Consider the following 25,417-nt stretch of genomic DNA (forward strand, 5'->3'; position numbering starts at 1 on the left):
TAAAAACAAGTGAAGATGAAAAAGAAAACTGCTCATATTATATCTCATACCCATTGGGATCGCGAATGGTATCTCAATAGTAAATATACCAACGAATGGTTGATTCCATTTTTTAATAATCTATTTAGGATGTTTGAGAAAGAGCCAGATTATATCTTTGTGCTCGATGGTCAAATGGCTATGGTAGAAGATTATTTTGAGGAGTTGGACAAGCATAAGTATAATGTAAACGAGTACAAGCGTCAGATTAGAAAATATGTGAAGCAGAATCGTTTATTCATAGGTCCTTATTATTTACAACCCGATTGGCAACTGCTCAGCGAGGAGTCTTTGGTAAGAAATTTCACCTATGGAATTCAAGCGGCTAAAGAATTAGGTGGCGCCATGAATGTGGGTTGGATGCTTGATAATTTCGGTCAGATTTCACAAACTACCCAGCTTCACAAGCAATTTAATCTAGAAGGATTATTTGTTTGGCGTGGTGTAGAAATGGATCCCAATGATGTTCAGTCGGAGTTTTTATGGAAATCACCCGATGGAACTGTACTTCCCTCTATGTATTTATTAGATAGTTATAGAAATGTGATGCGATTAGCAGAGCATAATGACATTATGAAAGATCGAGTTTACGATGAAGTAAACAAGCTCAGCCCTTTTGCCACCACCAATCAAATTTTATTGATGAATGGTTACGATCAGGAGATGATTCCTGATGATATCCAGCCCTATATCAGTAATGGGAAAATGGATACCGAGGAGTTTGAAATCATCCAATCGAATCCGGTGAAATATATCCGTGATGTGATGGAGGAGAAACCCGATTTGAAAACCTTAGAAGGCGCTTTATATAGTGGAAGGTTTATTTCTGTTTTTCCAGGCGTGATGTCGGCACGTATGTATTTGAAACTTCAAAATGATGAACAGCAAAAGGCACTCGAAAAACGCGTAGAACCTTTGTCAGCTTTAGTATGGGCATTGGGAGGCGAATATGAACAAACCCAGATAAAAGAAGCTTGGAAAACCCTCCTCAAAAATCATCCTCACGATAGCATTTGTGGGGTGAGTATCGATGATGTTCATACCGATATGGAAAACCGAACCAGAGTGGTTCATATGCTTACTCAATCCTTAACAGAACAAAAACTGAAAGAACTTTGTAGCCTTATCGATACTTCTAATTCTGCTACTGAGGATGTGAAAATTGTCTTCAATACCAGTATGCAAGAGCGCTCCGAGAATGTGGATTTCGAAGATGCTTCTTATTATGTGAAAGATATTCCAGCTATGGGATATAAACTAATAGAGGAGTCTGATGAAAACGACGATAAGCTCCAAGTTGATGGTTTAGATATTAGTAATAAACATATTAAAGTATGTTTCAACAGTAATGGTAGTTTTACCATTCTTCACAAGAGTAGTGGGAAGTTATTTGAGAATTTAGGTATCATAGAAGATAGAGCGGATACTGGTGATGAGTATAATTATTCTTATCCCGATGTAGATAAAATTATTACTTCGGAACATGTAGAAGCACAAATAGAAATTGTAGAGCAAAGCGATTCAAAAGTTATCATTCGTACTCAATATGATTTGGAGCTACCAGAGTCTGATGCTGAAAACCATACTTGCAGAAGCGAAAAATTGAGGAAGCTTCCTTTGATAAATTATTATACCATTGAGTCGGATTCAGGAATTGTAAAATGTAAAACTCACCTGAGAAATACCGTAAAGGACCACCTGATGCGTGTGATTTTCCCAAGTGGTGTTGATACGGATATCGCTTATGCTGGAAGCCCATTCGATGTGGTGAAGCGTCCCATTCATATTGAAGATTATGATGAGTCTTCTATTCCTGAGGATGTAAAAAAAGTGATTATTGGAGCTAGAGAAGCCAAGCCTAATACTATTTTCTTGAATCGTGAATTTGTAGATTTAAATGATGGTGTGGATGGTTTGTCGGTATTTTCAAAAGGATTGCCAGAATATCAGGTGTTAAACGATGACCAAATTGCGCTTACTTTATTCCGCTCAGTAGGATGGATAGCCAAAGAAATTAATTCTAGAATTGGCGATGCAGGGCCAGAGATTTTTACTCCAGATGCCCAGTGTCTGCGTGAAATGCAATTTGAATACGCTGTTTACCCTCATGAAGGAAATATAGAGCAAGCCGAAGTTTGTCAAAAGTCGAATATTTATAATTCCGATCTCATTAGCTGTACAACCGATAAACATCAAGGTGAGATAAAAACAAATAAGTCCTATTTTTCGGCTAGTGATTCATTAAATACCATGAAAGTTACGGCTATAAAGAGAAGCGAGGATGGTAAATCCATCATTATTAGAGGATATAATTCAGCAGAGCAAAGTACAAAAGTATCGGTGAATAGTGCTTTCAAGATAAACAAAGCCAGTCTAAGCAATCTTTTAGAAGAAGCACAAGAAGAATTGAAGCTGGACAAGTCAGCGGTATCCTTTGACTTGGCCTCTAAAAAGATTTTCAGCATGAGATTGGATATTGATCGAGAAGACTTAGAAATGAGTAAAGATTGTGAGCTCATTGTTGACCAAAATAGAAACAGAGAATCTTTCGAAGATTATGAATATGCCGCTTATGTAACAGAGGAAGATATTCAGTCGGAAATTGAAAGAGCTGAGGAATTAAAAGATAGAGCACATCATCCCATGTGGCGTAGAACGGCATTGGAAGCTCAATTATCTGCTATTCTAGCTCGCAATAGGTTTAATGAAGTGAAGACTACTGAATTGGGTTATGGACTAAACGAAGCTAGAGTTCAACGTAGAGTTTACGATTATATTAAGCAGTTTAAAAACCCCGATGCAGAATAAATTTGAAACATTTTTTTTCATGAACTGGTTTCGTAAACAGGATTGGTTCAATAATTGATTTGATTAATAACACCCCCATGGCACCGTGAAGTATTTTTACGGTGCCGTTTTAAAGAATTGACAAATGTATAAAATCATAATCGCACCCGATAAGTTTAAAGGCGCTCTCAGTGGATTACAGTTTTGTGATATTGTGGAGGAGGCCCTTAAAAAACATTTGGACTCCGTAGAAATAAAGAAGCTTCCTTTAGCCGATGGTGGCGACGGAACGGTGGAGGTATTGGAGTATTATATGGGAGGTGAACGAGTGGAAGTAGAAGTACATGATCCGCTAGCAAGAATGATTAAAGCATCCTATTTATATTCACCAAAAAAGAGAATGGCTTTCATAGAAATGGCTGATGCTTCAGGTATTCGTTTATTAAAAAATGAAGAACTGAACCCATTAAAAACCTCAACTTTTGGAACGGGTGAACTCATTAAGCATGCCATTGAAAAAGGTGCCCAGCATATCATTTTAGGAATTGGAGGAAGTGCTACTAATGATGCAGGTATGGGGATGGCCCGTGCCCTAGGCTATCGATTTTATGATTTGAATCATGAAGAATTATTGGGGAAAGGAGAAGACTTAAACCGATTGATGCATATTGATACCACATCTGTTTCTCCTACACTCAAAGACATCAAATTTCATGTGGCTTGTGATGTGGATAATCCATTATTTGGTGAAAATGGTGCAGCTCATATTTACGCTCCTCAAAAAGGAGCCCATGCACCAATGGTAGCCACCTTAGATGGAGGATTGCAAAATTTCAGTAACATTATTAATAATCAGTTCAACTTTGATTTACAGAATATTGCAGGTGCCGGAGCGGCGGGAGGCCTTGGAGCTGGAACAGTTTTGTTTTTAGATGCTGAATTAAAATCAGGCATAGCTTTAATTAAAGAAATAGCCCATTTCGATGAGCAGATTAAAGGAGCCGATTGGATGATATCGGGCGAGGGGAGGCTCGATGAGCAAACCTTCTCTGGAAAAGTCATCAAAGGAGTGATGGACTCAAAGACCAATCAAAAATTAGCTGTTTTCTGTGGTTTCAGTGAGCTCGATGAGCAAGACTTAGCGAAATATGGAGTAGATTATTTGGCTGAAGTAAAGGCTTATGCTAAAAATATCGACGATTCCATTAAAAACTCATCCAACTATCTCGCACGGGTCGCTGAAGAATTTGCTCTGAAACTAAAGGCTTAGTAGCCCATATTGTGTCTTTGGGGCTTCGTGGCAATAAAACCTTTTTTTCAAGCAGATGATGTAAAAAGCTTTCGAGCGAGTTCTATTTCAAAAGGGCTTTGGTTTTGTATCTGGGGATATTTAGAGCAAATACTCAAAAAAGCATCACCATTCCATTCTTGAGAATGAAAAAACCAATCCGATCCATATTTGCTTTTGGACAAATAGTAACCTTCCTCATTTTTAGCAAATGAAAATGAACTTAATGACATGGTTAAGCCATCACCAATGGCTTTCATATAGCTTTCTTTTAAGGTCCAAAGTTGATAGAAATATTTGATTTGTTCTTCTTCGGTACCGGCCGCATTCATGTCTATAATTTCTGAAGGAGTGAAGAATCGTTCTGCAATATTCCTTCGATCTTTTTTTATCAATTCCACATCAATGCCAACAGGTTTGTCACTAAAGGCCACCACCACATAATTCCCACTATGACTGATATTGAAATATTCTCCATCTACATTTTTTAGCAGGGGCTTTTGATGCTCGGTATACTCAAAGTCAATTTCCTTTGGATTTTGGTTAAGCTTTTGACTGTAGAACTTTCTCACCATTAAATCACCCATCAAACTCCTTTGTTTGTCAGCAGGAAATCTAAAGGTATCTACTTTTTGCTGAACAGAAATAGGTAGTTGGGAGCATATTTCTGGGTAGAATCTATTAAATTCACCCTCCTCTAATAGTTGAAATGTGTATAAGCTAAGCATGAGGCAAATGTAGGGAAGAAATGCCAATAATCTATCTGGCTACGCAGCTATACAGATGTATGAATGAAGATTTCAAATATTGTGGCTTTGTAGAGATTTTTTTTCCTTTTCTTAGCTGGCCTTTGCGGGTTTTCCTTTGCGTTTTCTTTGCGTGGAATAAATGAATATTTAATATTTGATTCACAACTAAAAATCATTATAAATTACTTTCTAAGTGCTAAGGCAACCATTAATGATGTAATTTGGTCTGCTATTAAAAACATCATAATTAACAAACATGAATAAAAAATACCTATTGATATTTGTGGCCTTTCTTTGGTCAGGAATGAGTCTTTTCGCGCAACAACTATCTTCAGAAGAATTGAAAAAAGGAAGATGGTTATCACAAGAAGAATATGACAATAGAAGCAATGTTGGTAAATTCTTTCAACCTAGCGAGGCTCCTGAAGGCCCTATAAATCCAGTTGCTGAGTTTGAGCCCATGGAAGCGGTTCTAATTGCTTATCCATTTGGTATTCCAATGGAATTAATAGTAGAAATGTCGAATGTGGTTAAGGTAACCACTTTAGTACATTCCACTAGCCAACAAAACTCAGTTACTACTCAGTATGAAAATGCTGGTGTAAATATGGATAATGTTGATTTTATGGTGGAGCCTCATAATACTTATTGGACACGTGATTACGGTCCATGGTTTATTCGTGAAGAAGATCAGGTTTCTATCGTTAACTTTACCTATAACAGACCTCGTCCAGATGATGATATTATTCCTGCTAAAATAGCCGATATATATGGTGCTGCAGTTTATAATATGCCTGTTGTTCACACAGGTGGAAACTATATGTGTGATGGCTTTGGCATTGCGGCTCAAACAGAATTAGTTTATGAAGAAAACTCCATTTCAGATGCACAAGTAGATGCTTATATGGAAGAATATTTAGGGGTGACAGATAATTTTGTGGTAACTGATCCATTAGATGATTATATCATGCATATCGATTGTTGGGGAAAATTCCTCGATGTAGATAAGGTATTGGTTTCTCAAGTTCCAGAAAGTGATTATCGTTATGAGGATTATGAAGCTGCTGCCAATTACTTTGCCACAAGAAACTGTGCTTATGGCTATCCATTTGAGGTGATTAGAGTTTATGCTCCAGGAAATTATCCTTACACACCTTATACTAATTCACTCATTTTAAACAATACAGTATTTTTGCCGATTACAGGAAGCACTCACGATGCTACTGCTATTGCAACTTACGAGGAAGCCATGCCGGGTTATAATATTGTTACCGTAATGGCAGGAAGCGATGGTTGGTTAAACTCTGATGCTCTGCACTGTAGAACCCATGAGATTGCTGATTTCGGCATGTTGAAGATCACTCATATTCCAGCATTCCATGGCGAAGTAGAAGTACAAAGCGCTTATACCATTGAAGCTAAAATTCATCCTTATAGCAACGAAAGTCTTTATGCAGATTCTCTTTTGGTTTATTATCAAATCAATGGGGGAGCTTTCCAATATATGACTATGACTGATAATGGAGAAGAGATGTTCTCAGCTGATATTATCGCTAGTGAAGGTGACGAAGTGGCCTACTATATTCATGCAGCCGATGAAAGTGGAAGAAGCGAAAATATGCCTTATATTGGTGCTCCAGATCCATTTGTATTTACTGTAAGTGGTGAAGCTGTTTCTGAAAATATTACATTCACTCCTGATACTTTATTTGTTCATGAAACTGAAGAGCACGTTATCATTATAAACAATACTGGTGATGGCCCTGCTGCAATAACTAATATAGTCAGAGGAGAAACTGGTTCTCCATTATGGTGGATTAATCATACTGTTCCTGAAATCACTTCTTATCCTTATGAGTTATTACCATCAGAGTCTATTGAAGTATATTTGGATGTGGCAGTAGGCAAAGCCATTTTTTATGATAGCCTTATTGTCACAACGGAAGCTAATAATTATCATAGTATTGTAGCTTCAGATGGAGTAGGTGTTAATGATGAGTTCGATTCTAAAGAATATTTTGTTATTGCTCCAAACCCAATCAATAATCATGGAACCATCAGTTTAGTTTTGGAAGAGCCTGCTGCTGTTCAGCTTGAGATTTTCCATATCAATGGGCAGTTGATACAGCGATTAGAAGACAGTAGATTATCTAGCGGAAGCTATCAGTATAATTGGGATGGTAGAAATTCTCAAGGCTCCGAAATGGAGAATGGAGTTTATTTAGTAAGACTTCAAAAGAATGGTGAAGTAACTATCCAAAAATGGATTAAAATGTAAGTTGTATTTGCAAGAAATAGCCAATCTCATCGTTTTTATTGTTTTAAATTCAGTCATCCCGATGATTTCTATCGGGACTCCTAAATTTCAAGACTGCAAAAACCTCGACCTTGACATCTTTTGCTAAATACTTCTAAATAATAAGATCATTAAAACAAGAGTATATATATTCTGCGCCCGGATGTTTCATTCGGGCGTTTTTTTATGCCCTTATGTAAAGGATGATGGTCTCGATTATTAGAGAATAGTATTCCAAGCTTGTCACTGAGAAATCAAATTCAATATTCTTATCATTGACATATTGAAAAGTTCTGCAAAATATTTTCTTCAGGCTGATCTGTAATTAGGGGTCATTTTTCAGGCTATTCTGTCTTGCTGACCATTTGGAACACTTCGATAAGTTCAGTAACCTATGTAAAGTGATTAATAGTTGTCTTTTTCTGTAAGAATCCAATTTGAAGGATATTTTATTACATAAATATAAGCTTTTACCTCCAAGTACTTTGAACATTTCTTTACTAAATCACACTCTAATTTCTCCAAAAGACCTCCTCAGAAATTTCTCCTTGGAATATTTTCCCTTTTTCTTTAACTTTGAGATAGAAAGGAAAAAATATATGAAATATTCAAATTTGGGCTCAAAAGCTACTCGTTTTGGTTTTGGGGAGGGATTAAAATCTATTGCTGAAAAAGAAGAAAATATTATTGGATTAGGGAGCGATATCACCTCTTCGGTTTGCATGAACTTTTTCGCTGATGCTTTTCCAGAACGATTTTATTCTTTAGGGATTGCTGAGCAAAATGCCATTGGTGTTGCTGCGGGTTTGGCCTTAAGTGGAAAGCTCCCTGTTTTTGCTACTTATGCCGTTTTTGCTGCATTACGTACAACCGACCAAATTAGAATCTCCTTGTGTTATAATAATGTGCATGCTATTATTGGCGGGGCTCATGCTGGTATTTCTGTTGGCCCCGACGGAGCAACTCATCAAGCATTGGAAGATTTGGCTATTATGAGAGTATTACCAAATATGACGGTGCTTTCCCCATGCGACGCCAATCAAGCACATTTGGCGGTGTCTGCAGCCGTTGAACAAGCCAATGGACCAGTATATATTCGTTATGGTAGAGAAGCCGTTCCTAATTTTACTTCTTTTGATTTACCTTTTGAAATTGGGAAAGCTCAAACCCTAGTAGATGGAGATGATATTACTATTATTGCAACTGGACATATGGTATGGGAAGCATTAGTAGCAGTCAAAAAACTAAAGGAGGAGGGTGTAAATGCTAGAGTTATCAATATGCATACCATTAAGCCTCTCGATGAAGAAACCATCATTAAAGCAGCACGAGAAACTGGAGCTATTCTTACGGTGGAAGAACACCAAATACATGGTGGTTTAGGCTCTGCTGTGGCTGAGGTGGTGAGTCAAAACCATCCCGTTAAGATGAAGATCATGGGAATGCCAGACTGTTTTGGTGAATCAGGACAACCAGAAGAATTGTTGGACAAGTATTGGCTCACTTCAAAATATATTATTGGACAAGCCATTCAACTTTTTCGCTTGAAGTAGTGGTGGGTTCTGGGTGCTAGTTTCTGGGTATTGTTTTCAATGTCAATTTCTACAAAATACCAGGGACGCTATCCCGTAAAGGGCTATCATCCCATACTTCACGCTTCCAATTTCAGGCTTCAGGCTTCCTCCTTTATCCTTCCTAAGCCTTCCCCAATTCCGAAATAATAAATTCCATACTAATTCCTTCGGCTACAGCTTTGTAGTTTCTGACTAAGCGATGTCGAAGAATCTGAGGAGCTACGGCTTTAACATCCTCAATATCTGGGGCGTATTTCCCGTTAATGGCAGCATGGCACTTTGCTCCGATAATTAAATATTGTGAAGCTCGCGGCCCTGCACCCCAACTTAAATAGTCGTTGGTAATTTGGTGGGCCATTGGAGTATTCGGACGAGTTTTAGCCACCAACTTTACGGCGTAATCATATACGTTATCAGTAACAGGAATCTTACGAACTAAGTCTTGGAAAAACAGGATTTCTTCTGCTCCTAAAATCTCATTGGTTTCGTTTTTATGAGATCCAGTTGTTGCTTTAACCACTTGTACTTCTTCTTCGTAGGAAGGATAATCAAGGATGATATTAAACATAAAACGGTCGAGCTGAGCCTCTGGAAGTGGATAGGTTCCTTCTTGCTCGATGGGGTTTTGAGTAGCTAGAACAAAGAAAGGCTTGTCCAACTGATAACTTGTTCTACCTACAGTAACTGATTGTTCCTGCATGGCTTCTAAAAGCGCCGATTGAGTTTTAGGCGGGGTTCTATTGATTTCATCCGCTAAAATAATATTGGAGAAAATTGGACCTTGAATAAACTTAAACTCTCTTTTATCATTCAAAATTTCAGAACCAATAATATCGGAAGGCATTAAATCGGGCGTAAACTGAATCCTTTTATAATTTAAACCTAATGTATCTGCTATCGTATTTACCAATAATGTCTTAGCCAAACCAGGCACACCAACCAATAAGGCATGCCCTTTACTAAATACAGAAATAATTACATCTCGAACGACCTCATCTTGACCAATAATCACTTTAGAAATCTCTGCTTTAAGAAGCTTATACTTTTCTGCAAAAGCATCTACTGCCTCCACATCTGATGCGTATTTTTTCATGGTTTATTTCTTTGAGGACATCAAGTCATTATATAATTCACAGTCAGAATAATTATCTACTATTCTGATATAAGCTTTTTTAGCATGTTCAACCACCCATTCGTCTAGTATGGCTTGATGCTTTTGATTGAGTGCAATATTATAAATCTTATCGTAATCTTGCTCAATATTGGCGCGGTGAGGAGGTGTCTTCTCCACCAATTGTAATAATCGATAGGCTTCTTTTGAATCTTCGTTGGTATATGATGTAGGTTTACTTACATCACCCACTTGCATCTTATCAATCACATAAAAAACCTTTGGGTCCAAAGCTTCAGCTTGAAACATATTATTTCCTGTTTGTGGATTGATTAAATATCCTCCACTAATTTTGTTTGGGTTATCTGAAAACAGTTTAACAGCTTGTGCGAAAGTATAAGTACTGTCCTGAATCAGGTTATAAATACTGTCTAAATAGCTTACAGTTTCTTGAATTTGATAAGGCGTAACCTTTGGGCGCAATAATATATGGCGAACGTTCACAAAGTCTTTTTGATTTTCAATCATTTGAATCACATGAAATCCAGCCTCAGTTTCCACAATACCACTAATTTCACCTTCCTTTAAATTAAAAGCTACATCTTCAAATTCCGGGTACAATTCACCTTTACCATACATTCCTAGTTCCCCACCTTTCTTTGCTGAGCCTGGGTCTTCAGAATATAGGATAGCTAAAGTGGCAAAACTTTCTCCTTTTAAAATTCTCTTACGGAGTTCTAAAAGTCTTTCTTTTACAGCCAATTTTTCCACCGCAGTAATTTGGGGTTCCTTCACCAATTCGGCTACAAAATACTCGGTATTGATGAGTGGAAGACTATCCTGAGGAATTTCCTTATAATAAGCTTTTACTTCTTTTGGAGTGATGCCCACATTACTAACAATTTCACCTTGTACACTTTGCTGTATCAGCTGCTTTTTAATTACTACACGCATCTCATCTTTAAACTCATCAACAGATTTATCATAGTATTCCTCTAGCTTTTCTTTAGAGCCAAACTGAGAAATAAAATAACGAAAACGACGATCAAGCTCTTGGTCAACTTGGCTTTCACCAACCACAATACTATCCACATCGGCTTGATTAAGCAATAAGTTCTGGAAGATAAGATCTTTTAAAATATCGCACTTAATGGTTCTGCTATTGCCCTCAATAAAACCCTGCATTCTATATTGCAAATACTGAGTTTCAATATCCGATTTCAGGATGATATTTTTTCCAACTACAGCCACTACCTGATCTAGAATTTTATCATCTTCAAATTTCGTAATTTCAGTCTGTTCTTGAGCTTGAGCAGTAAGGAGGAATAATCCACCTGCTAGTAACCAAAAGTATCTAAGCACGTTTTTTTGTATCATATTTAGTATATTTCGAATTGTTGTTGTCGAGTAGCTTCTTCGTATATATCGTTTTCTAAGCTATTCAACATATTCAACTTTCTTCGGTTAAGAATAATATTTCGTATGTGATCCTTTTCAAAATTTAAAGGGCTCACATCTTCTTTTATTTTAAAATCTCGCAAATTGGCAAAATACCAATAGGGATGGTCTTTTATTTCTATAAACTTATTATTCTCCAAAAAGAGTTCTTGGTTATAGGTCTCGATAGGAACTCTTTTAATGAGTTCATTGAAAGATATCCAATGTTCATCGTTCAAGTAATAATCAATGGCATTGTTTTGGCAAAACACTTCAACTCTACTTCTATCAAGAGCAGTATCTGCGATATTTTGAATATACTCCTTAGCCTGATCTACTGAATCTGATTGAATAGGAATCTGAATAAATGCAAACTGAAGAATATTGTCTTTCAACTGAAAATCTTTTAAATGATCCTCATAATATTTTTCAATCTCCTTAGTTTCAACCACAGTATCTAACCTTTGATTCACCAATTTCTTTTTGAACTCATAAATAGTCAAACTATTTTCATAGATTCTCAACTGTTCTGAGAAATCTTTTAAGCTATCAGGTAAGTTTTTATCGGCATGTTGCAATAATAATTCTTTTCTCACCCAGTTGTCAACAAGGCTATTAAGCATTTGAATACTATCTGTATTGTTAATATTTCTAGGAATATTTTCAGATAATTCAGAAAGATACAAATAACTTTCACCCACTCTGGCCAATACTGTTTCTTTATCGGAATACAGATGTCTCTTGCAAGCAAATGAAGACATGAGCAGCAATAAAATAAGTGATATTTGAGTCCATTTTTTCATCATAAGTAAACCCAAAGTAGAGGAGGTTCTTGAAACGCTACGCTCAACTTTGGGCTCGCTATTAAGTATTATTTTACAAGTCCATTAGACTTTAAATCTTTTAAAACCTCCTTATCGATAATCACAGGATATTTTGCTTTTAATTCTACTATCCACCGCTTTTCTAATTCATTTTGATAATCAGAAATCACCATACCTCTGCACTCTGATAATTCTTTTTGCATGGGTTTTAATTTCTCATGAATTCTGATTAAAGCCAATGGAGTTCCTGCTTCGTTCTTAATCACTTCATATGAACCCGTTTTCCATTTTACATTATCAATATCAGCATTGTCGCCTTTTAAATACTTTTCACGCTCGTATTTTACTACGTTCAAGCTGTCGTTTTGTAATTCACCTAAAATATCTAAATCAGTTTTATTTAACTGAACCAGAGCTTGGACTGTACTAAATGCTTCTGGATTGGTAAAAGTAAAAGTAGCAGCATCCACTCGTTTGTCCCACATATAATCGTTGCGGTGTTCGTTGAAATAAGCTTCATATCCAGTAGTATCTTTAACGGCTTTTGACCAAACTTTCTCATCCATCAAATCGAATAATAAGATACCATCACGGTATTCATTCATCAATAAAGCAAACTCTTTATATTTAGCTTCTAAGTGACGGTTCTCGTAATCAATGACTGTTTCATCAACGAAATCTTGATATTTCTTATAAATATAACGAGATAAGTCCGTAATAGCAGCTTTCTTACCGCTGGCTTGAATATAAACCACTAAATCATACTGGGTATAAGATTCATCAGCTAATGTGAATAATTCTGTGGTAAATTCTTTTGCTTTTTCTTCATCGTATTTATGAGCCAACAGAGTAGAATCGAGCAGCGTGGTGAGCTCCTTTAAAGCAGCAGGGTTTTCTTTAAAACCTTCCTCTTTTTTCACTTGAGCAATTTTAGACTGACGTCCTTTTTCGCTTCTTACATCTTTCTTCAATCTGTCTTTGATTTCACTTTTAACACTTTCGAAAGAACCAATGGGTTTTTGGTCTAAGAATTTCACAATATGCCAGCCATACATGGTCTGTATAGGGGCAGAAACTTGCCCTATGCTATCAAATTCTGAAACTTGCTTAATAAAAACAGGAACCATACGATTTGCACCAAACATGGGTAGTTCCCCACCTTTAACTGCAGAACCTTTATCATCAGACATGGTCTTCACTAAATCTTCGAAAGACTCACCCGCTAAAAATCTAGCATAAATAGCTTCTACATTCTTCTTAGCTTCCACTGGATCAACTGCAGTGTCACCCTCCATACTTTTAATGAAAATATGAGCTACTTGAGCTTTTCCTATCGCTGGTATTTCATCTGTTTTATAAATCAAATGGTATCCAAAGCGAGAACGAGTTGGAGCTGACATTTCATCAATACCGATATTATAAGCCGCAACTTCAAAAGGATAAACCATATCGAATACTGTAAAATAGCCTAAATCACCTTGATTCCCCTTTCTTGCTGGTCTTCGCCCTTCAGCAGGCATATCTCTAGCAGAACGATCATCAGAATATTTAACTGCAGCATCCGCAAAACTAATTTCGCCAGATTCAATTTCTGCTCTGATTTTATCAATTTTATTATAGATTTTCAAAGTATCCTTTGGTAAGGCATCCTCATCAAGAAATAATAAGATGTGGCTTACTCTCACATCTTTTTGCATGCGGTCATAAGCTTCCGTCATTAATTCCTCATTGATATCCTCATCAACCAAATAAGGCTTTGCCAACTGATCTCTATAACCTTCAAGCTCTTTAATAAAAGAAGGAACCGTATCTTTTTTCATGGATTTGGCTTCGTTTACTTTTAATCGGAAGTTAACATAGAGGTCAAGATATTCATCTACAGATTTTTTGTCTATTGATTTATCAGTGTTGTTTTTCTGATAGATATTCCAAAATTCCTCAACAGTGATGGCTTCCTCACCAACGGTCATTAAGGTTTTTTCTGCATTTTGCGACTGTACTTGAGATACGATAAGAACAGCAACTAAGCTTAACAATAAAGATTTAAAGAATTTCATTTTTTAATTGTTTTGACTTTATGATTGGATAAATGAATTATGATCTACTGTAATTAGGAGCTTCACGAGTAATGGAAACATCATGAGGATGGCTTTCAGCTACCCCAGCGGCTGTGATTTTAGTAAACTGTGCTTTATGAAGGTCACTAATATCCGATGAACCAGTATATCCCATACCTGCTCTTAATCCTCCAACTATTTGATGAATAACTTCTGATAAAGTGCCTTTATAAGCCACACGTCCAGTAATTCCTTCTGGAACCAATTTACTAATATCGTCTTCCATATCTTGGAAGTAACGATCTTTACTACCTTTTTGCATGGCCTCTAATGAACCCATCCCACGGTATGACTTGTATTTTCTTCCTTCGTAAATGATGGTTTCTCCTGGAGACTCATCGACTCCAGCGAACAATGAGCCAGCCATAACAGTGTGACCACCAGCCGCTAAAGCTTTTACAATATCACCTGTATAACGGATTCCTCCATCGGCAATAATTGGGACACCGGTACCTTTTAATGCTTTAGCTACATTGAGCACAGCACTTAATTGAGGAACACCAACACCTGCAATAATTCTTGTGGTACATATAGAACCAGGTCCAATTCCAACTTTAACTGCATCGGCACCCGCTTTTACTAAAGCTAAAGCAGCTGCACCAGTAGCAATATTTCCAACAACCACATCAATATTAGGGAAGGAAGCTTTGATTTCTTTTAATACCATCACCACACTCTTGGTGTGACCATGGGCTGTATCGATAACAATAGCATCAACTCCTGCTTTTACTAAAGCATCGGCTCTTTCCAAGCTATCTCCACTAATGCCTATGGCAGCAGCCACTCGAAGTCTACCCATGGTGTCTTTACAGGCATTTGGGCGCTGCTTAATTTTGATGATATCCTTATAGGTAATTAAACCAACCAGCTTATTGTTTTTATCAACCACTGGAAGTTTTTCAATTTTATATTTTTGAAGAATGTCTGCTGCTTTCTCGAAATCAGCAAATTCATTAGTAGTAATCACTTCATGAGTCATTACATCATTAACTGGTTTGTTGAAATCCCTTTCGAAACGCAAATCACGATTGGTGACAATCCCCACCAATTCGTTATATTTATTCACTACTGGAATTCCACCAATCTTATACTCAGCCATCATATTTAAAGCATCAGAAACCAATGCATTAGAGTGTAGTGTAACAGGATCGATAATCATCCCATTTTCTGCTCTTTTCACTTTCCTTACCTCATTAGCTTGGCTATCAATACTCATGTTTTTATGAATCACACCTATACCACCGTCTTGTGCTAGTGCTATAGCCATTGCTGATTCAGTTACTGTATCCATAGCTGCAGATACAATAGGAATATTGAGTTCAATGTTTTTGGTAAATTGGGTCTTCACATTAACCTCTCTAGGTAAAACCTCAGAATAGGCTGGAATTAGAAGTACATCATCGTAGGTGAGGCCTTCTTGAATTACTTTGCTGTGCGACATGTCTTATGTTTAAAAATTTGTGCAAAAGTATGAAAAATAAGACTGCTTAAAAAGTTAAAAAACCTGAATCCAAGGTATATATAACATCATAATTTTTATATGGATTGTCACCTAAGAGAATCAACTAGCAGTATATTTATAAAGGTCTACAATCCAGGTTTATACCCAGACTTAATCAGTATTTGCTGGGCATCTTTGTTTTGAAGGAGATCTTTTAGTTCCACTTCATTTTTCTTCATGTAAGAAAATACAATTTGATAGCCAAGCCAAATTCCTGTTCGTGGCGCAGAATCATCACCTAATGATGTTGTGAATGGTGAATCTGAAATGAACTTATTATAAGTCAAGTAATCTGAAGTGTATAATAATTCATTCTCAATATAATACCTCCATAAATCTTTTTCTTTTTCTTGAAGCCATTGAAAATGAGTTTCTGTTTGAGTAAAAAGCACTTTGTCGCTTAATGCAGGACTCATACTTTTGATAAAATAGAGCATTTTACCTTCATAAATCATCTGCTCTAGAAGTTGGGCATTATTCCCTGGAGATGGAATATAAGACTTAGCAATGGCCATTAGAACATCCTTAAGGAAAAATTTTTTATCTAGAGAAAACTGCTTGTATTTTGGAGTTCCAGCCATGTTATAAGCTTCGTGATTATAGCCTAAGTAATGATCTAGACTGATAACTATAACAGGATCCTCATAATAGGTTTCCGCTTGGTCGCCGGAGATATAAGAATATACTTCTGGAATTTGAAATTTGGGGAAATAGAACTGTAAATACTGAAAGGCCTTTGATAGTTCAACTTCTTGAGACGTTAAGTTAGGAAATACCTTCTCAGTTTCGTCGAAAAGCTTCTGCAAATAAGGGTCGCTCACATAGTTTTTTAACTGTACAATTTGGTCTTCTTGTAGTGTTTTGTTGCCTAAAAAAAGTGGAAATTGTGTTTGTAGCTCATTTATTCTTCCTATACTTAATGGCGCAGCAAACAAAGCTTGTTCATAGCGTTGAATTTTAATATCCCTACTTTCTATATCTGAAACATCCACGTTAAAAGGATGATTGCATGAGCTTGCAAATATTAAAATTACAAAAAATATCAAGGAGAGTTTAAAGTGTTTTACCTGCCTCATTTTTATTAAATTATAGATTACAAAAAAAACCGTTTCTGATTAAGGAAACGGTTTTGTAATTTTTTTATTTCTTTAGATAAATTTAAAACCTAAAGTAAATACCCAGACATTATTTTTAAAGTTGAAATCACTTTTATTATACAAATCACTCAAGCCTTTTTCGTAACGTACATCGAAAGTGAAGAAAAGAACATCAACCCCAGCTCCAGCCTGCATATACCATGTAGTTTGGTTGAAATCATCAACGGTAATCGGATCCACTACCTCACCATTGAAATCAGTACCATCTCCAGTTGTATATTGATATTCTACACTTTTACTAGATGCGAAAGAAATTTCTGGTCCCGCAAAAATCCTCAAATTGAACATTTTACTTTTTACCAAATAAAAACCTACAAGAACAGGAACATCTATAGTACCAATCTTCATACTGGTTTTAGCACCCACTTTCTGATTATCATAATCTAATACAGGTACTACTTCGTACTCTAATTTAGTACTCCTATGGTTATAGATCGCTTCTGGCTGAATATATAACTTATTGAATTTTAATCGAACAAACACACCACCTTGATAACCCAACTGATTTTCAGATGCAAAATTTTCACTTAGATTTGTTGATAATTTTGAAGTCGTTAGACCTCCTCTAATACCAATATTTGGCAATTGAGCCATTAAGGCTGTGCTCATTAATAACACCGTAAAAACAAGGAATAATTTTCTCATAACATATAGATTTTATAATTACTTACTCAACATAGATTTGTTTAAAAATAGCCATCGCACTTGGCTGTTTGAACTTTCAAATATAATACTTTCGTTAAAATGAAATGAGATTTCATTCGTTTTTTAAGGAATTAATGCCAATTTAGCACATAAACCACTCATTTGGTAGCTTTAAAACATGAATAATCTACACAAATTTCAGTTAAAAATGTTTTTTTTTAATTCAAACACTTTTATAAATCAACGAAAATAAAATATAAACGGATGAAATATTATATTAAAAACACGCTCTTTAGTTCTCTTATCGTTCTGTTTTTGATGCTCAGCATCTCGAGCCGAGCCCAGCAGAAACCTTTTAAATTTGGATTTAAATTAAGCCCTGCTATTAGTTGGTTAAGTCCAGATGCCAAAAACTACGAAGGAAACGGAAGTGACTTTACATTTTCTTGGGGTTTAATAGCTGATATTACGCTAATGGAGAATTACTATCTAGCCACAGGCTTTAATGTGAGTTATTTTGGTGGAAAATTAAAATACCCTCATATGGCCACTCTTGAAACTGCTGGAATTCCTATGGATTATACTGGTGAAATGCAAAGAGATTATAATCTAAGATATATTGAGGTACCAATGGCACTGAAAATGAAAACCAATGAATTGGCAAAAAATTTAAAGTTTTTTGGACAGATAGGGATTAATACTGGATTCAATATACGAGCGAAAGCCAATGATGAGTATAGCGGAAGTAATCCCATAACTGGGAAATATTCATATGGCGAGAACAAAATAGACATTAAAGAAGAAACAACTCTTGTAAAAGCTTCCTTATTAGTAGGAGCTGGAACTGAGTATGTAATTGACGAATCGGTAAGTGTTGTGATCGGAATCAATTTTAATAACGGATTTACAAATATTCTAAAAGGGACAAACACTGTTGATAACAGCGTCGATGCAAAGGCTGTTCCTTATTATTTCGAACTAAATCTAGGGGTGATTTTCTAAAGTGAGAACCGACTTCTACATAGCCAAACGATACCTTTTCGCCAAGAAATCGCATCACATTATTAATTACATCAGCATCATCTCTGTTGTTGGTGTGATGCTGACTACTGCTGCATTAATTATTGTACTGTCTGTTTTTAATGGCTTCGAAAAGTTGGTCATTTCACTATTCAATAGCTTTAATCCAGAATTAGTGGTAGAGCCCTCCACAGGGAAAACCATCCATATGAAAGATTTTCCTTTGGAGAAGCTACAAAATATTAAAGGAGTAAAATACGTATGCCCTGTTTTAGAAGAAAATGCACTATTAAAATACAAAGACCGCCAAGCCATAGTGAAATTAAAAGGTGTGGATTCCTCTTTTGCCATCATGAGTCAGATGGATACTTTGATGGTTCAAGGACAGTTTAAATTACGTGAAAAACGAGCCGATTACATAGTTTTAGGTTATGGAGTGGCTTATCGTTTACAAAGCCGATTGAGTGATTTTTATTCTTCAATACAAGTATATGTGCCAGATAAAAGCAAAAAAGCCAGTACTAAACTAGACGATTCTTTTAAAACGTTGAGCTTGTTTCCTTCGGGATATTTTAGCGTGCGCCAAGATTATGATGAACATTATGCTTTTATCTCCTTTCAAGCACTACAGGATATTTTAGGTCAAAAAAATGTATGCAGTTCTTTTGAATTAGCAATGGAACAAGGTTATGATTATAATGAAGTACAAAAAGAAATAAAGAAACTTTTAGGGGAGGGTTTTATTGTGAAAAATCGTCTCGAACAGCAATCGGTACTACTACAAGTCATGCAGTCGGAAAAGGCTATGGTTTATCTTATTCTTGGCTTTATCTTGCTGATAGCTACTTTTAATATAATCGGTAGCATTAGTATGTTGATAGTTGACAAGAAACCAGATATGGCGACATTGAGAGCTATGGGGGCCTCTAAGAAACTAATCCTGAGAATCTTTGCTATGGAAGGAATGATGATTAGCTTGGCTGGTGGTTTAATCGGGCTGCTAATGGGTGGTTTAATCGCGTTTATTCAGCAGCAATTTGGTGTCATTTCTTTGGGTCAAGGCGGGACAGGTTTCGTTGTTGATGCTTATCCTGTCCAAATCATTTTCTCTGATTTCTTTAAAGTCCTATTTATGGTATTAACCATGAGTGCCATTTCTGTTCTGTATCCATTAAGACAATTGTCTAGTAATCTTGTTTCCTAAATGGTTTAAACTTATCATTTAGAATTTATCCTTATTCTTGAGGGTTTGTTTTATATAATAGTGAGCTTAATGGTTGTATTTTCGTCATTCACCGAAACATAACCTCCGTTCACCGAAAAGCGATTGCGAAAAAAACCTTCTGAACCTAGTTTTGCTTCATCAATTAGAAAATAAAACTAAAAAATAGAAATCATGACAAATCAAGCCCCTGCCAACAAAACAAATAATCACCTCATAGGAGGAATTGTTGTACTGACTATCGGACTACTTTTCTTGCTCCGTAATTTCGATTTCCTCACTCCCGAAATAAGGTATTATATTTTCAGCTGGAAAACCTTACTTATTGGAATCGGTATCTTAAACCTTACCCTTTCTAGAAATAAAGTAGCTGGATTTATCCTTATCGCCATTGGAACTTTCTTTTGGCTACCAAATATTTTCGACCTATCTGTTAGAGCTGGTCAGCTTTTCTGGCCTGTAGTGATTATCATTGTTGGTATCATGTTGCTCTTCAAACGTCCTGGTCATAACTTTAATGGCCCATGGAATAACAATAATAACGATGGGAATGACAGAAACGACAAAGGAAATGGCTCTGGCCCATTCACCCCTCCCCATCAAGGCCCTCATGGAAAAAAATACCAAAACACCTCTTTTTCTGATGCCGACTATGTGGATGATGTGGCTATATTTAGTGGTACTAAAAAAAGAATAAACTCTTCAAACTTTAAAGGTGGTCGCATGACGGCCATCTTTGGAGGTTCTGAAGTAAATATGACTCGCTCTCGTTTAGCTCCTGGAAGAAATTATCTCAATGTGTTTTTTATGTTTGGTGGCTCTGAGATTGTAGTGCCTTCAGATTGGAATATTGTATTGGAAGCTACACCTATTTTTGGTGGATTTTCAGACCAAAGATACATCTCCCGAGAACTACAAACGGGAGAAGGAAGCGATTCTGTGCTTGTAATCAAAGGGCTTGTTATCTTTGGAGGTGCTGAAATTAAATCATACTAATTAAAGCATCAACAAGGAGATAAATTATGAAACCGCATCCTGTTCTCAGTAATAAAGCAAATTTGGCCTTCTATAGCTTGGCTTGGATCCTTATCATTAGCATTCAAACATTTGCCCTCATGCAATTATTCAATTTCGATTGGCATTATGCAGTTGTGGATGGTTTGGTATATGGTGCGTTGTTTTATCTATTCGGAATAGGACTTTGGTTTTTTATTCGTTTTAATGAGTTTCAAAAACAAAGTACATTCTCTATTTTTATGGAGCATGCCAGTTCTTTAATTATTATAGTAAGCATATGGGTGATTAGCGGTATTTATCTGTTATCAGCACTGTTTTCTGAAACTCCAGAAATTCAGGATTTCCTTTGGGAAGCAATCAGCTGGAGATACCTTAATGGTTTTTTAATGTATATTGTTCTTATCCTCTTCTATTACCTGAACAGCTATTATTCTCATATGCAGCAGCGTCAAAAGAAAGAGAACGACTTAGTAAGAACGCTCAAAGATACAGAGATCAACCTCCTCCGCTCTAAACTAAATCCACATTTCTTGTTCAATAGTTTAAATTCTTTACATGCGCTTATTCAAATACAGCCAGATAAAGCTACTAATATGCTACTGGAATTATCTGATTATTTAAGATTTAGCTTGAATCAGGATTATAAAAAACTCATATCCTTAGATGATGAAATGCTAAACCTAGAAAGATATTTAGCCATTGAAACTATGAGATTTGGCAACAAAATTCATTTTGAAAGAAACGGGGAAGTCAATTGCAAAGAAATGAAGATTCCGGCATTAATACTACAACCCTTACTTGAAAACGCCATAAAATACGGCTTACAGGGAGATGTGGACCAGGTAAACATTACCTTTAATTGTCATGTAGAACAAGGTAATTTATACCTAGAATTAGAAAATAATTACGATGAAAAGACAGCACATAGGAAAGGTTCAGGGACTGGCCTTTATACAGTGCGAAAAAGACTCGAAATATTATTCAAGCAATTTCATTTATTTCAAATTGAGAAGAAAAGTAATATCTTTAGGGTTCGATTAATTATCCCTCAAAACATAAAAACTGATGACTAAACTTAAGGCAATTATAGTAGAAGATGAGTATTTAGCCGCTGAATTATTAGGGAAAAATATAGAGGAGAATAATAAGGTAGAACTGATAGGTAAATTTGATAATGGCTTTAGTGGATTAAAAGCCATACAAGATTTAAAACCTGATTTAGTGTTCTTAGATATTGAGTTACCTAAGTTGACGGGTCTCGAATTACTCGAACTACTTGACGATGCTCCTATGATTATTTTCACAACAGCATATAATCAATACGCCATTGAAGCCTTTGAGAAAAACGCAGTGGATTACCTCCTCAAGCCTTTTGCAAAGGATAGATTGTTTAATGCTATCGATAAGGCATATGAAAAGTTTAATAATTCCCCAAAAGCAATAAATACAAAAGATTATAAAGATATAGTAAGCTCCATCCAAGATAACGATGACAAACAATTAGATCGGATTGCGGTAAAAGATAAGACGGATATTCACCTAATCGCTATTGAGGATGTGGTTTTTCTGGAGGCGCAGGATGATTATATCTCTATTCACACCAAAGAAAGAACATACCTGAAGAATGCACGAATGAAATTCTTTGAGGAAAATTTAGACCCTAAAAAATATGTAAGGGTCCATCGTTCCTATATAGTAAATACCAGTTTTATCAGAAAATTGGAAAACTACAATAAAGATTCCTATCTATTATTACTGACTAATGGCGAAAAAATAAATATATCACGCTCTGGATTGCAGTTGCTTCGAAAAGTTTTGTATATTTAATCTGGCTTATTTAAAAAAGACTTTCTTTTAAGAATATTATTTACGTTCTCATATTGATGTGATTTCTCATATCGAGATATATTTATCTAACCAATAAATATGACCAAGTAAATATATTTACCCATATGCCTCTATGTATCAGGTTGTATTATATTTTGTTAATAATTTGGTAATAATTTGGTACGCTATTTGTGAATTGATAAACGAACAATAAAAAATGTATTATGAAACCTATTAAGAACTTTAAGTATGCCATGTTGGCTTTTTTATTTATTTGGGGAGCCACATCTTGTACAAAAAACTAGATACCAATAATGATCCAGGCACACCAGCCAGAACCATGGATGATTTGGTCGTAACCGAAACCTTCGATTTTCAAACCAGTCAAACTATTAATATTAAGGTAGTTTCTAGCGATAAGATTGGCCTACCTGCTGTTAAGATTGACATCTTTAGTGCCAACCCTAATGAGGATGGTCAAATTATCAAAACGGGCATCACTAATAAAGAACAAGAATTTTCTACTTCCATTACCCTACCAGCTAGTCAAGAAGTGGTTTATCTCCGTAGAACAATTACAGATGGCTCTCTCGAAACGGTCACTTTAGATATTACTGGAGAAGATATCGAATACACATTTGCAGATACCAAATCTGCTAATGCACTAAAAGGAAATGTAGATGGTCCTGGTTGTGTGGATTGTACTAGTACCATTTCAAACGCACAGAATGGAGTCCTAAAAGTAAAGAACAATGATGTAATATGTATTGTTTCAGGAGGTTCTTTTACTGGAAACTTATTAATGCAAGGGGGAACACTAAAAGTGTGTGGTACACTGATAATCAATAATCTAAATGGTGATGGAACTATTGTTATTAATGATGATGGAGTACTACAAGCAAGTAATTTGAACATGAACGATGATGAGCTTGTTTTCGAAAACTATAGTGATGCCTTTATGGTAAGCTCTGCTCCAAACCTTAAAGGAGTTTTCAAGAATTACGGTACCATAAACCTTGCAGGAGCTAATATTAATAGTGGAGGTCAGTTCTATAATTATGGGAATATCAATTTTTCTGGTCATTACAACAATAGTGATTATACTTATAACGAGGGGCTTATGAATATCTCAGGAAACGTAGCAAACAATTCAAATTCTACTTTCGACAATCATTGTAGATTAATCATTGCCGGAAACTTAAACAATAGTAGTGCCTTTAATAACTATTCTTATGCTAAGATAAATGGTAGGCTCACCAATAATAGTAATGGAGGTTTGAATTTATATAGCGAAGCATTAATTGAAACAGTAGACATGACCATTAATGATGATGTGTACGGCTTAGGTGATAGCTATGCAAAAATTATGGTTTCTAATAATACCACATTGAATAATGCTACAATTGGGGGTAATTTAGATTATTGTGATGAAAGTGGAATAGAAACCAATAACGGAACTATTGAAGCCAGTGTGACTTTCTGCGAAGCTAGCATTCCTGAATCCTATTGTAGCCCAGGCAGCAACGGTTCTGGAGGTTCCGGAGGAAATGATACAGATGGGGATGGTGTAGATGATGAGTTTGATGAGTATCCAAATGATGCAGATAGAGCTTTCAATAATTATTACCCTAATAACAACACCTTTGGCACACTTGCCTTTGAAGACCTATGGCCTTTTGAAGGTGATTATGACTTCAACGATATGGTTGTGGACTATCAATTCAATACGGTAACCAATGCCAATGATAATTCAGTAGAAGTATATGTAAGTTTAAAGGTGATGGCCATAGGTGCTGGATTCAAAAACGGATTTGGAATCGAACTTCCCATTGCAAATGATGCAGTTAGTGGCATAACAGGTGACTTTAGCATGACTCAAAATATAGTGAGTTTAGATGAAAGAAACATGGAGGCCGGACAAAGTAATGCTGTTATTGTGTTCTTTGATAATGCATTCGACTTGCTTCCTCACCCTGGTGATGGAACAGGAGTAAATACTAGAAATGGTGCTACCTATGTAGAACCACAACAAGTAGATTTCTTAATCAGCTTTGATTATCCTGTGAGCGCAGCAAATCTTGGACAAGCGCCATTTAACCCATTCATCTTTGTAAATGGGGATAGAGGAAGAGAAGTACACATGAAAAACAATACACCTACTGACTTAGCAGATTTAAGTTTATTCCAAACTGGTCAAGACGAAAGTGTTCCTAATTCAGGATATTATTATAAATCTTCAAACAATCTTCCTTGGGCAATAAATATCATCGATGGCTTTGATTATCCAATTGAGAAAACAGCCATTATTGATGCTTATAACTATTTTGGACAATGGGCCGAAAGTGATGGAGCCAATTATCCAGATTGGTATACAAATGGTGCTGGTTACCGAAATACTAACGTAATTTATACCCCATAAATAATATAATTTCATAATAATTGATAATAGGTTCATGCTGTCAGATTTCTGGCAGCATTTTTTTTGCATGAAAATAAAATACATTATGTGCTTTTTTTAGAAATCCAGAATGAAAACATTTACTAAACCTTAGGCCAGTAGGGCTATTTGCATTTCTCAAATTCCTTAAAACCTGAGGTTCGATTATTAAATAATTCATCAGGAAGCCAATGATGTATTAGATTTGCATTAATAATCATGTAGTTATAACGGGTTACATCAAAGGATGATTAAGTAAAAGATAATGTATTATTGGTTTTTCCACTAGTGGATATCGAAATTAGCCCCTATATTTTCACAACTTTCTTTAGGCTATCCTGATAGCTCTTCATAAATCTGTGTCATATA

General features: G+C 35.9%; 18 protein-coding genes. 10 read left to right on the plus strand and 8 right to left on the minus strand.

The window, feature by feature from the left end:
- Window positions 1-15 precede the first annotated feature (15 nt).
- Together HNS40_RS11825 and HNS40_RS11830 are read left to right on the plus strand one after the other, a co-directional pair.
- Window positions 16-2,847 carry a glycosyl hydrolase-related protein gene (locus tag HNS40_RS11825; protein ID WP_172281035.1) on the plus strand — a complete coding sequence of 944 codons (2,832 nt, stop codon included), beginning with the start codon at window positions 16-18 and terminating at the stop codon, window positions 2,845-2,847.
- Between the two features lie 124 nt (window positions 2,848-2,971).
- Window positions 2,972-4,096 carry a glycerate kinase gene (locus HNS40_RS11830; RefSeq protein ID WP_172281037.1) on the plus strand — a complete coding sequence of 375 codons (1,125 nt, stop codon included), beginning with the start codon at window positions 2,972-2,974 and terminating at the stop codon, window positions 4,094-4,096.
- 47 nt (window positions 4,097-4,143) lie between these two features.
- Here HNS40_RS11830 and HNS40_RS11835 read toward each other — a convergent pair whose 3' ends face one another.
- Window positions 4,144-4,842 (minus strand): 4'-phosphopantetheinyl transferase superfamily protein, encoded by a 699-nt coding sequence (locus tag HNS40_RS11835; RefSeq protein ID WP_172281039.1) that lies wholly within the window; start codon window positions 4,840-4,842, stop codon window positions 4,144-4,146.
- A gap of 277 nt (window positions 4,843-5,119) precedes the next feature.
- Here HNS40_RS11835 and HNS40_RS11840 point away from each other — a divergent pair, with 277 nt between their 5' ends.
- Together HNS40_RS11840 and HNS40_RS11845 are read left to right on the plus strand one after the other, a co-directional pair.
- On the plus strand, window positions 5,120-7,141 hold the full coding sequence (locus HNS40_RS11840; RefSeq protein WP_172281040.1) for an agmatine deiminase family protein: 2,022 nt from the start codon (window positions 5,120-5,122) through the stop codon (window positions 7,139-7,141).
- 617 nt (window positions 7,142-7,758) lie between these two features.
- Window positions 7,759-8,712 (plus strand): transketolase family protein, encoded by a 954-nt coding sequence (locus HNS40_RS11845; protein WP_172281041.1) that lies wholly within the window; start codon window positions 7,759-7,761, stop codon window positions 8,710-8,712.
- 142 nt (window positions 8,713-8,854) lie between these two features.
- Here the strand turns inward: HNS40_RS11845 and HNS40_RS11850 are convergent, their stop codons facing one another.
- The 7 genes from HNS40_RS11850 to HNS40_RS11880 form a co-directional block, all read right to left on the minus strand.
- Window positions 8,855-9,826 carry a MoxR family ATPase gene (locus HNS40_RS11850; RefSeq protein ID WP_172281042.1) on the minus strand — a complete coding sequence of 324 codons (972 nt, stop codon included), beginning with the start codon at window positions 9,824-9,826 and terminating at the stop codon, window positions 8,855-8,857.
- A gap of 3 nt (window positions 9,827-9,829) precedes the next feature.
- Window positions 9,830-11,221, minus strand: coding sequence for a peptidylprolyl isomerase (locus HNS40_RS11855; RefSeq protein WP_172281043.1), 1,392 nt, complete (start codon window positions 11,219-11,221; stop codon window positions 9,830-9,832).
- 2 nt (window positions 11,222-11,223) lie between these two features.
- The gene (locus tag HNS40_RS11860) at window positions 11,224-12,084 is read right to left on the minus strand and encodes a hypothetical protein (protein WP_172281044.1); all 861 of its coding nucleotides are present in this window, start codon (window positions 12,082-12,084) and stop codon (window positions 11,224-11,226) included.
- A gap of 68 nt (window positions 12,085-12,152) precedes the next feature.
- Entirely contained in the window at window positions 12,153-14,162 is a 2,010-nt protein-coding gene (locus tag HNS40_RS11865; protein WP_172281045.1) for a peptidylprolyl isomerase, read from the minus strand.
- A gap of 37 nt (window positions 14,163-14,199) precedes the next feature.
- Window positions 14,200-15,663 carry an IMP dehydrogenase gene (gene guaB, locus HNS40_RS11870; RefSeq protein ID WP_172281046.1) on the minus strand — a complete coding sequence of 488 codons (1,464 nt, stop codon included), beginning with the start codon at window positions 15,661-15,663 and terminating at the stop codon, window positions 14,200-14,202.
- 146 nt (window positions 15,664-15,809) lie between these two features.
- Window positions 15,810-16,799, minus strand: coding sequence for a hypothetical protein (locus tag HNS40_RS11875; protein ID WP_172281047.1), 990 nt, complete (start codon window positions 16,797-16,799; stop codon window positions 15,810-15,812).
- 72 nt (window positions 16,800-16,871) lie between these two features.
- The gene (locus HNS40_RS11880; protein ID WP_172281048.1) at window positions 16,872-17,525 is read right to left on the minus strand and encodes a porin family protein; all 654 of its coding nucleotides are present in this window, start codon (window positions 17,523-17,525) and stop codon (window positions 16,872-16,874) included.
- Window positions 17,526-17,789: 264 nt separating this feature from the next.
- On the opposite strand from HNS40_RS11880, the gene HNS40_RS11885 reads away from it, so the two are divergent.
- The 6 genes from HNS40_RS11885 to HNS40_RS11910 all read left to right on the plus strand — a co-directional run bounded on the left by HNS40_RS11885 (window position 17,790) and on the right by HNS40_RS11910 (window position 25,030).
- Complete coding sequence (locus tag HNS40_RS11885) at window positions 17,790-18,527, plus strand: porin family protein (protein ID WP_172281049.1); 738 nt, start codon at window positions 17,790-17,792, stop codon at window positions 18,525-18,527.
- A gap of 1 nt (window position 18,528) precedes the next feature.
- A complete protein-coding gene (locus tag HNS40_RS23715) occupies window positions 18,529-19,749 on the plus strand; it encodes an FtsX-like permease family protein (RefSeq protein WP_172281050.1) in 1,221 nt (406 codons plus the stop codon).
- Window positions 19,750-19,941: 192 nt separating this feature from the next.
- Window positions 19,942-20,763 carry a LiaI-LiaF-like domain-containing protein gene (locus HNS40_RS11895; RefSeq protein WP_172281052.1) on the plus strand — a complete coding sequence of 274 codons (822 nt, stop codon included), beginning with the start codon at window positions 19,942-19,944 and terminating at the stop codon, window positions 20,761-20,763.
- 26 nt (window positions 20,764-20,789) lie between these two features.
- Window positions 20,790-21,857 carry a sensor histidine kinase gene (locus tag HNS40_RS11900; RefSeq protein WP_172281054.1) on the plus strand — a complete coding sequence of 356 codons (1,068 nt, stop codon included), beginning with the start codon at window positions 20,790-20,792 and terminating at the stop codon, window positions 21,855-21,857.
- A complete protein-coding gene (locus HNS40_RS11905; protein WP_172281056.1) occupies window positions 21,850-22,611 on the plus strand; it encodes a LytTR family DNA-binding domain-containing protein in 762 nt (253 codons plus the stop codon). The genes HNS40_RS11900 and HNS40_RS11905 overlap by 8 nt, the downstream gene beginning before the upstream one ends.
- 289 nt (window positions 22,612-22,900) lie before the next feature.
- Complete coding sequence (locus HNS40_RS11910) at window positions 22,901-25,030, plus strand: LruC domain-containing protein (RefSeq protein ID WP_172281058.1); 2,130 nt, start codon at window positions 22,901-22,903, stop codon at window positions 25,028-25,030.
- The last annotated feature ends 387 nt before the right edge of the window (window positions 25,031-25,417 follow it).

The organism is Lentimicrobium sp. S6 (genome assembly GCF_013166635.1).
Taxonomy (GTDB): Bacteria; Bacteroidota; Bacteroidia; order Bacteroidales; family UBA12170; genus UBA12170.

Bases quoted from the DNA above. Each gene is read 5' to 3' on its own strand.
- HNS40_RS11825 (WP_172281035.1), top strand. From the start codon at position 16: ATGAAAAAGAAAACTGCTCATATTATATCTCATACCCATTGGGATCGC.
- HNS40_RS11830 (WP_172281037.1), top strand. From the start codon at position 2,972: ATGTATAAAATCATAATCGCACCCGATAAGTTTAAAGGCGCTCTCAGT.
- HNS40_RS11835 (WP_172281039.1), bottom strand. From the start codon at position 4,842: ATGCTTAGCTTATACACATTTCAACTATTAGAGGAGGGTGAATTTAAT.
- HNS40_RS11840 (WP_172281040.1), top strand. From the start codon at position 5,120: ATGAATAAAAAATACCTATTGATATTTGTGGCCTTTCTTTGGTCAGGA.
- HNS40_RS11845 (WP_172281041.1), top strand. From the start codon at position 7,759: ATGAAATATTCAAATTTGGGCTCAAAAGCTACTCGTTTTGGTTTTGGG.
- HNS40_RS11850 (WP_172281042.1), bottom strand. From the start codon at position 9,826: ATGAAAAAATACGCATCAGATGTGGAGGCAGTAGATGCTTTTGCAGAA.
- HNS40_RS11855 (WP_172281043.1), bottom strand. From the start codon at position 11,221: ATGATACAAAAAAACGTGCTTAGATACTTTTGGTTACTAGCAGGTGGA.
- HNS40_RS11860 (WP_172281044.1), bottom strand. From the start codon at position 12,084: ATGAAAAAATGGACTCAAATATCACTTATTTTATTGCTGCTCATGTCT.
- HNS40_RS11865 (WP_172281045.1), bottom strand. From the start codon at position 14,162: ATGAAATTCTTTAAATCTTTATTGTTAAGCTTAGTTGCTGTTCTTATC.
- guaB (WP_172281046.1), bottom strand. From the start codon at position 15,663: ATGTCGCACAGCAAAGTAATTCAAGAAGGCCTCACCTACGATGATGTA.
- HNS40_RS11875 (WP_172281047.1), bottom strand. From the start codon at position 16,799: ATGAGGCAGGTAAAACACTTTAAACTCTCCTTGATATTTTTTGTAATT.
- HNS40_RS11880 (WP_172281048.1), bottom strand. From the start codon at position 17,525: ATGAGAAAATTATTCCTTGTTTTTACGGTGTTATTAATGAGCACAGCC.
- HNS40_RS11885 (WP_172281049.1), top strand. From the start codon at position 17,790: ATGAAATATTATATTAAAAACACGCTCTTTAGTTCTCTTATCGTTCTG.
- HNS40_RS11895 (WP_172281052.1), top strand. From the start codon at position 19,942: ATGACAAATCAAGCCCCTGCCAACAAAACAAATAATCACCTCATAGGA.
- HNS40_RS11900 (WP_172281054.1), top strand. From the start codon at position 20,790: ATGAAACCGCATCCTGTTCTCAGTAATAAAGCAAATTTGGCCTTCTAT.
- HNS40_RS11905 (WP_172281056.1), top strand. From the start codon at position 21,850: ATGACTAAACTTAAGGCAATTATAGTAGAAGATGAGTATTTAGCCGCT.